9 protein-coding genes are annotated in these 7588 nt (G+C 68.9%); 6 read left to right on the top strand and 3 right to left on the bottom strand.

Annotation, left to right across the window (positions count from 1 at the left end; all coding sequences use genetic code 11):
• The 5 genes from ABD378_RS27755 to ABD378_RS27735 form a co-directional block, all read left to right on the top strand.
• A partial coding sequence (locus ABD378_RS27755) for an enoyl-CoA hydratase/isomerase family protein (RefSeq protein ID WP_344524970.1) occupies positions 1 to 441 on the top strand: 441 nt, incomplete at its 5' end.
• A gap of 204 nt (positions 442 to 645) precedes the next feature.
• On the top strand, positions 646 to 1254 hold the full coding sequence (locus tag ABD378_RS27750) for an ATP-binding protein (RefSeq protein WP_344524976.1): 609 nt from the start codon (positions 646 to 648) through the stop codon (positions 1252 to 1254).
• A 384-nt stretch (positions 1255 to 1638) separates the two neighbouring features.
• Complete coding sequence (locus ABD378_RS27745; protein WP_344524968.1) at positions 1639 to 2418, top strand: polysaccharide deacetylase family protein; 780 nt, start codon at positions 1639 to 1641, stop codon at positions 2416 to 2418.
• On the top strand, positions 2418 to 3605 hold the full coding sequence (locus ABD378_RS27740; RefSeq protein ID WP_344524966.1) for a YncE family protein: 1188 nt from the start codon (positions 2418 to 2420) through the stop codon (positions 3603 to 3605). Before ABD378_RS27745 ends, ABD378_RS27740 begins: the two co-directional genes overlap by 1 nt.
• Positions 3606 to 3694: 89 nt before the next feature.
• Positions 3695 to 4249: a glycoside hydrolase family 25 protein gene (locus tag ABD378_RS27735; RefSeq protein ID WP_344524964.1), complete on the top strand. Its 555-nt coding sequence runs from the start codon at positions 3695 to 3697 to the stop codon at positions 4247 to 4249.
• Positions 4250 to 4358: 109 nt separating this feature from the next.
• On the opposite strand, the gene ABD378_RS27730 is transcribed toward ABD378_RS27735, so the two are convergent.
• From ABD378_RS27730 to ABD378_RS27720, 3 genes are all read right to left on the bottom strand, one after another.
• Positions 4359 to 4856: an NUDIX domain-containing protein gene (locus ABD378_RS27730; RefSeq protein WP_344524962.1), complete on the bottom strand. Its 498-nt coding sequence runs from the start codon at positions 4854 to 4856 to the stop codon at positions 4359 to 4361.
• A gap of 136 nt (positions 4857 to 4992) precedes the next feature.
• Entirely contained in the window at positions 4993 to 5703 is a 711-nt protein-coding gene (locus ABD378_RS27725) for an NADPH-dependent F420 reductase (RefSeq protein ID WP_344524959.1), read from the bottom strand.
• A 60-nt stretch (positions 5704 to 5763) separates the two neighbouring features.
• The gene (locus tag ABD378_RS27720) at positions 5764 to 6816 is read right to left on the bottom strand and encodes a zinc-dependent alcohol dehydrogenase family protein (RefSeq protein ID WP_344524957.1); all 1053 of its coding nucleotides are present in this window, start codon (positions 6814 to 6816) and stop codon (positions 5764 to 5766) included.
• A 102-nt stretch (positions 6817 to 6918) separates the two neighbouring features.
• On the opposite strand from ABD378_RS27720, the gene ABD378_RS27715 reads away from it, so the two are divergent.
• On the top strand, positions 6919 to 7588 hold a 670-nt coding region (locus ABD378_RS27715; RefSeq protein ID WP_344524955.1), incomplete at its 3' end, for a cupin domain-containing protein.

Below are 7588 nucleotides of genomic sequence, written 5' to 3'. Positions count from 1 at the left end.
CTGGCGCTCTGCGCCGACTTCCGCATCGCCGCCGACAACGCCAAGCTCGGCCAGCCGGAGATCCTGCTCGGCCTGATTCCCGGCGCGGGCGGCACCCAGCGCCTGTCGCGTCTGGTCGGCCCGTCCAAGGCCAAGGACCTCATCTTCACCGGCCGCATGGTCAAGGCCGACGAGGCGCTCACCATCGGCCTGGTGGACCGGGTGGTGCCCGCCGCCGAGGTGTACGAGCAGGCGCACCAGTGGGCCGCGCGGCTCGCGCAGGGTCCCGCGCTCGCGCTGCGCGCCGCCAAGGAGGCCGTGGACGCAGGCCTGGAGACGGACATCGACACCGGGCTCGCGATTGAACGCACCTGGTTCGCGGGTCTGTTCGCCACCGAGGACCGCGAGCGGGGCATGCGCAGCTTCGTCGACGAGGGTCCGGGCAAGGCGAAGTTCCTCTGAAGCAACCTCTGCAGCGACCCCTGCAGCAACCCTGAAGTTCCGCTGGAACGCGAGCAGTTGAGAGCGCGTCAGCCAAAGTGTCCCCCGGAAGAGCGGATTATGCGGGACTTAAGAGAACCTTAAGCCTGCCTGCTCCGCGGCCGTAAGTGATCACCCGTAAGCGGGTAGTCATCGCAGGTCAACAGGGGTGTCACCGGGCCCTGACTGCCACTGGCATATGCCTACCCAGCCCCCCGGAATGGATGGTTCCGGGGGGCTTATTCCGTCGGAACGGCCCCGGAACGCGCTCTGTGCGGCCATGATGGGGGCATGGCGGGGCTGGAGGATATCGAACAGCCGCGGCGACACGGGAGTGCGACCGCGGCGCGCTGGTCGCCGGCGGTCGAGGACGAACACGCGCTCAAGGCGCTGGAGTTGTTCGGCAATCCGACGGACGCGGAAGTTCCGCTGCCGTCGCGCCCGGAGTCCGCCGCCATCGCGCGCCGGCTCGCCCAGGTCGTCGTGCTCCGGCACTGGGGGCTCTCCCCGAAGCTGACCGAGGACGCGGTACTCCTCACCTCCGAGCTCGTCGGCAACGCCGTGCGGCACACCGGCGCCCGCGTCTTCGGGCTGCGGATGATGCGGCGGCGCGGCTGGATCAGGATCGAGGTGCGCGACCCCTCGCGCGGACTGCCCTGTCTGATGCCCGTCCATGAACTCGACCTCAGTGGCCGTGGCCTCTTCCTGGTCGACAAGCTCTCCGACCGGTGGGGCGTGGACCTGCTGCCGCGCGGCAAGACGACCTGGTTCGAGATGCGGGTCGCCGACCGCTGAGACGCGAAAAGACGCGAAAGCCCCCGGTCGCCGTTGAGGGGCGCTGCGGGGGCCTGCGCGGAGTGCCGTGGACAAAGGGGTGTGGTCCACGGCACTGAAGACGACCTGAGCCCGGGTCAATGGGGGTCGTGGCTCCGACTATGGCAGACGGGGGCCAGCGATCCAAAAGTATCTATCCGGGCATAAGGGTGCAAATCATGACAGTTCAAAGGTGAATCCTCGGTGAGATGGGACACCTGCCTGGTAAACGCTGGTTAAGTTCCGGCTGTGACAGGTGTTCCGCAAGGGGCGGCGAGGTGTCCAAGAGCCCCCGCGGCGCCGACCCGCAGGGTTCATTCGCGGGCAATCAGCAGCTTTCGCCCGCTTTGACCATTAAATGGTCGCGTGATCGAGACCGACCGCCGCGGAGCCCTCCGCGCGGGCGCCGGGCTGGCCTTCGCGGGCGCGCTCACCGCAGGCTGCTCCGCCTCCGGATCCGCCCCCGCGACACACCGGGCCGCACCCGCAGCCCGCCGCCCCGCCGCGAAAGCCCGCCCCGCCCCCGCACCCCGCCGCTTCCCCGGCCTGCCCGACCAGATCGCGCACAGCCCCCGCGGCCGCCCCCAGGTCGCCCTCACCTTCCACGGCCAGGGCGACCCGGCCACCGCGCGGTCCCTGCTCACCATCGCCGAGAAGGCGGACGCCAAGATCACCGTCCTCGCCGTCGGCAGCTGGCTCGACGAACACCCCGAGCTCGCCCGCCGCATCCTCGACGGCGGCCACGACCTCGGCAACCACACCCACCACCACCGCACCATCAACGCCATGGACGAGACCGACGCGTACGCGGAGATCACCGGCTGCGCCGACCGACTGCGCCGCCTCACCGGCTCCATCGGCACCTGGTTCCGCCCCTCGCGCGCCGAGACCGCGACCCCCCTCGTCGCCCGCCTCGCCCGCCGCGCGGGCTACCCGCACGTCCTCTCGTACGACGTCGACTCCCTCGACTTCACCTCGCCGGGCGCCCCGGCCGTCACCCGCAAGATCGCCTCAGAGGTACGCGCGGGCTCCGTCGTGAGCCTGCACTTCGGGTACGCGGACACGGTCGCCGCGCTCCCCGCCGTCCTGGAAGAACTGGACCGCCGCAACCTGCGCGCGGTGACGACCACGGAGTTGCTGACCTGATGACCCTGCACCTGAACCTCACCAAGCGCACCGGAGCGGTCATCGCCGCCGGCGCCGTCGTCGCCGCCGCGCTCGCCGGCTGCGGCAGCGACACACGCGAGAACGAAGCCCTCGGCACCAAGGGCGTCCAGAAACCCGCCAAGCCCAAGGTGGCGCCGGGCCTCCCCGGCATGCCACCGGTCCTCGACCCCAAGGACGTCTACGCGGCGGACCGCCCCAACAAACTCTCCCCGGTGGTCAAGGACTTCCCCTCCCGCATCTACGTCCCCAACACCAACTCCAACACCGTCTCCGTCATCGACCCCAAGACGTACGAAGTGATCGACACGATCGACGTCGGGATCCAGCCCCAGCACGTCGTCCCCTCCTGGGACATGAAGACGCTCTGGGTCAACAACAACCGCGGCCACACGCTCACCCCCATCAACCCCAAGACCGGCAAGGCGGGCAAGCCGGTCGAGGTCCACGACCCGTACAACCTCTACTTCACGCCCAACGGCAAGTACGCCATCGTGATGGCCTCGATGGACCGCGAACTGGTCTTCCGCGACCCGCACACCATGAAGAAGGTCAAGACCGAACCGGTCAGCTGCTACGGCGTCAACCACGCCGACTTCTCGGCGGACGGCCGCTACTTCATCGTCTCCTGCGAATTCTCCGGCGAACTCCTCAAGGTCGACACGGAGAAGATGAAGGTCATCGGCCAGCAGAAACTGCCCTTCGACGGCGCCATGCCGCAGGACGTGAAGATCTCGCCCGACGGAAAGACCTTCTACGTCGCCGACATGATGGCCGACGGCATGTGGGTCCTGAACGGCGAGAAGTTCGAGAAACCGAAGCTCCTTCCCACCGGCAAGGGCACCCACGGCCTGTACGTCAGCCGGGACTCACGCGAGATGTACGTGTCCAACCGGGGCGAGGGCACCGTCTCCGTATTCGACTTCCCCAAGAACAAGCTCACCAAGAAGTGGAAGCTCCCGCAGGGCGGCAGCCCCGACATGGGCGGCGTGTCGGCCGACGGCAACACCCTCTGGCTGTCCGGGCGTTACGACTCCGAGGTGTACGCCATCGACACCCGCACCGGAGTCCAGACCGCCCGCATCCCGGTGGGCGGCGGCCCACACGGCCTCGCGGTGTACCCGCAACCTGGCCGCTACTCACTCGGCCACACCGGGATCTTCCGCTGAGCTGTTCAACGGTTGACCACAGCGGCCACCGGGCACAAAAAGGGTAGATACACCTACCCCCCACCCCCCTGCAGCTCAGGAGGTCGCCCGTGCTCAAAGGCATCGACGTCAGCTCGTACCAGTCCACATTCGACACGGACGGCATCTCTTTCGTGATCATAAAAGCGACGGAGGGCCGCTCGTACGTGAACCCACGCCTGACGGCCCAGACGAAGCGAGCACGGGACGGCGGCTGCGTGGTGGGCTTCTACCACTTCCTGTGGCCGGGGAACATCACGGCCCAGGCGGAGTATTTCGTCAGCAAGGCCCCTGAGAAATCAGGGGACTTGCTGGCGGTGGACTGGGAGTGGACGGGAGACCGGACGGCCGCGTCGAACGCCGAGAAGGACCGCTTCATCCGGGAGGTGAAGAGGTTGCGGCCCTCGCACAGGTGTTTGCTCTACTGTAATCGCGATTTTTGGACCACCCGGGACAGCACGTCCTTTGCGGGTGACGGTCTGTGGATCGCCGACTATGTCTCGGCGGGCAAGCCCCGCATCCAGGCGAAGTGGCGGATCCACCAGTACACGTCGACGCCGCTGGACAAGAACGTGGCGGACTTCGCGAGCAAGCAGGCGATGCGGGACTGGGCCACGATCGACTGACGTTTCGGTCGGTCTACGCCCCGTCCGCCGCGAGCGGTTCTTCCCGGAACCGCTTCGCGGGCGGCGAACAGCCCTGGAAGTACTACGACCTGGGTGAGGGCTACCGCAGCTACGACTTCCTCGCCAAGTGCCCCCACCGATCGAAGATCTCCTGGCTATCAGGAGTGAAGGTCCACTGCTGCAGAGCCCGCCGCAACTCGGACTCGGTCAGCCACCCGTGCCAGGCCACCTCGCCCGGATCGGGGGCGACGACCTCCGGAAGCACGGCATCGCACACCCCAAGCCAGTAAGGGCTGAGCCCGCCCCGGTTGAGGAACTTGAACCGAAGGCACACTGCCGCGGATGTTCCCAGCTCCTCACTGAGCTCGCGGGCAGCCGCCTGCTCATAGGACTCGCCGACTCCTGCAGCGCCCCCGACCCCGAGTTCGTAATGACCTGGGAAACGGGACAGCTGCTCGGCACGCCGATGGACGAGAAAGCGACTCTGCTCATCACGGCACACCACCGAAGCAACTCGGTGCAGCCAGCCCTCCCGAACGGCCTCCCACCGACTGACTACCCCCAGCACGCGGTCCTGAGCGTCAACGCGTTCCACGAGTTCATCCACGACGCACACGATTGCAGAACCCACTGACACCCGCCCGGAGTGCCCGGACGGCCACGCAGTCAACGGCCCTTGGGTAGGACGCGCTGCGGGACTGGGCCAAGCCGTAGTCGTCCCGCGCGCGACTCGAGGTGTTCCGTCAGGCGCGCCAGTCCGGCGTCCGCTCCTGGGATGCCGAGTCCAGCGCCTTGCGGACCGTTTCCGCGTCCGCCGCCAGGCCGTAGACCGGGGTGCCCGGCTGCTGGCGCCAGGATTCGTCCTGGCCGCCTGTGTCGACGGTGTCGAAGCCGATCTCGTCGATGAGGTCGCGTACGACCTTCTTGGCGGCCTCGTCGTCGCCCGACACCGGGAGGGCCACGCGGCCGGGTGTGCCCTTGGGCTGGGGCTTGTCGAGGATGTCGTGGGCGTAGGTGCCGTTGAAGGCCTTGATCACCGGGTGGTCGATCTGTCGTTCCGTCCAGCGGCTCTCGGTCAGGCCTTCCTCGATCTCGGTGATCTTCCCGTCGCGCTGCTGGGGGTAGTAGTTGCCGGTGTCGATGACGGCGACGTTCTCGGCCGCCTCGGCGAGGAAGCCGGAAGGCAGGTTCGGTACGGCCTTGAGGGGGATCGTCACGACGACGACCTGGGCGCCTCGTGCCGCCTCCTCGACTGTCACCGGCGTGGCGCCGGTCTCCTCGGCGAGGGCCGTCAGGGTCTGCGGGCCACGGGAGTTCGCGACGGAGACGTCGTGGCCGACTGCCGTGAGGCGGCGGGTGAGGTTGCCGCCGATGTTGCCCGCGCCGATGATGCCGATCTTCATGACTGGCCCTTCCCTTCCGGGGTTGGTTCGCTGGGGTCGTAGCGGAGCCAACCTCCGGAACGGGTGAGGTATTCCGGCCCCGTGGCTCCGGATGGGTGGATCGGCCCTCCCTCAGAGTTTCACCACGATCTTGCCGGTGTGTGTATTGGACTCCATCAGGCGGTGCGCGTCCTGGATGCGGTCGAGGCCGTCGAAGACCTCGGCGATCGGCGGGCGGAAGGCGCCGTCGCGCAGGCCCTGGTTGAGGAAGGCCGTGGAGCGGCGGCGGCCGGCCGGGGTGGTGGTCAGGGTGGAGTTGGCGTAGAAGTGGATCTTGAGGTCGGCCATCCGCGGGAGTTCGGCGGGGCGTGGGTCGAGCCAGCCGTAGGCGACGACGGTGCCGCCCTCCGGTATGAGTGCCTCGGCCAGGGGGCGGAAGTCGGGGCCGCCGATCGCGTCGAAGATCAGCTCGACGCCGCGCCCGTCGGTGAACCGCTTGGTCTCCTTCACTGTGCCCTCGACGTTCCCGCCGTCCGTGACGATGACATGCGCCGCGCCGAGGTCGAGGAGCTGCTGCTTCTTCGCCTCGGTGCGCGTCGTGGCGACGGGGACGGCTCCGATGCGCCGGGCCACCTGGATGGCGGCCGTCCCCACCCCGCTGGACGCGCCGGTGATCAGGACGTGGTCGCCGGGTCGGAGCCCACCCGTCTCGATCATGCCGCCGTACGCCGTGGTGTAGGTGAGCCAGGCCGCGGCTCCGGTGACCGCGTCCACCTCGGCGGGGCGCGGCACGAGGGCTGACTCGGGCAGGACGACGCGCTCGGCGTAGACGCCCTGTGCGCTCATCTCGATGCCGGGGCCGGTGAACACCGTGTCGCCCGCCGCGAATTCGGTGACGCCGTCGCCGATCTGCTCGACGGTGCCCGCGGCTTCGTAGCCGAGCCGTGAGCCGGGCAGGGTGGGCTGGTAGTAGTAGCCGCCGGAGCGGAAGAGGGCTTCGGCGCGGTTGAGGCCCAACGCGTCTACGCGGACGAGGACTTCACCGGGGCCGGGGGTGGTGGCGAGTTCCACGTCGTGGATCTTCAGGACCTCGGGGCCGCCGATCTCGTCGAAGAGGACGGTGCGCGTGGTGGTCGTGGTAGTCGTGGTGGTGTCGGTCGTCGTGGTGCCGGTTGTTGTTGTCATGTCGAGAACGCTATGCAGGTCGTGCGAGACGATCCATGCCTGCCGATCTCGAATTTCTGTCAGTACGTCTCGCTGTCCGTCCCCCCGGGCTACCGTACGGACATGGACGTACTCAGCGACGCGATCGCGGCCATGCGCACGGGGCACCCGCACTCCTCTCGTACGACCAAGCACGCGCCCTGGGGCATGGGGTTCGGTGCCACCCGAGGAGCCGGGTTCCATGTGGTTCTGCAGGGCTCGGCCTGGCTGCTGTCGGCCGCGGAGGGCGCGGAGCCCCTGGCGCTCGGGCCCGGTGACGTGGTCTTCCTCGCGCACGGGCGGGGGCACGGCCTGGCCAGCGCGCCCGACGCGCACCTGGAGGAGTTCGTCCTCGCACCGGACGGTACCTGGCCGAGGACGTGGGAGAGCGCGGGCGACGGCGCGGCCACTGTCCTGCTCTGCGGGGCCTACCAGCTCGACAAGGCGCGCGCCCATCCACTGCTGGCCGAGCTGCCCGAGGTGGTGCACCTGCCGTCCAGGATCGGCGAGCACGCCCACTTGCGGGCCGCCGTGGAGCTGCTCGGCGCCGAACTCGCCGACCCGCAGCCGGGGTCCGACGCGGTGGTGCCCGCGCTGCTCGACACGATGCTGCTCTACATCCTGCGGGCGTGGTGGCTTCGGGAGCAGCCCGCCCAGCAGCCCGCCCAGCAGGCGGCCGAGCAGCGCGGCGAACGGCCCGGCGAGCATCCGGCGGGCGACGACCTGGAGCGGATCACGGCCGAGCTGACGCTCC

Source organism: Streptomyces rectiviolaceus (genome assembly GCF_039533825.1).
In the GTDB taxonomy this organism is placed as follows: Bacteria; Actinomycetota; Actinomycetes; order Streptomycetales; family Streptomycetaceae; genus Streptomyces; species Streptomyces rectiviolaceus.
This window is presented reverse-complemented; position numbering and strand designations above follow the sequence as displayed.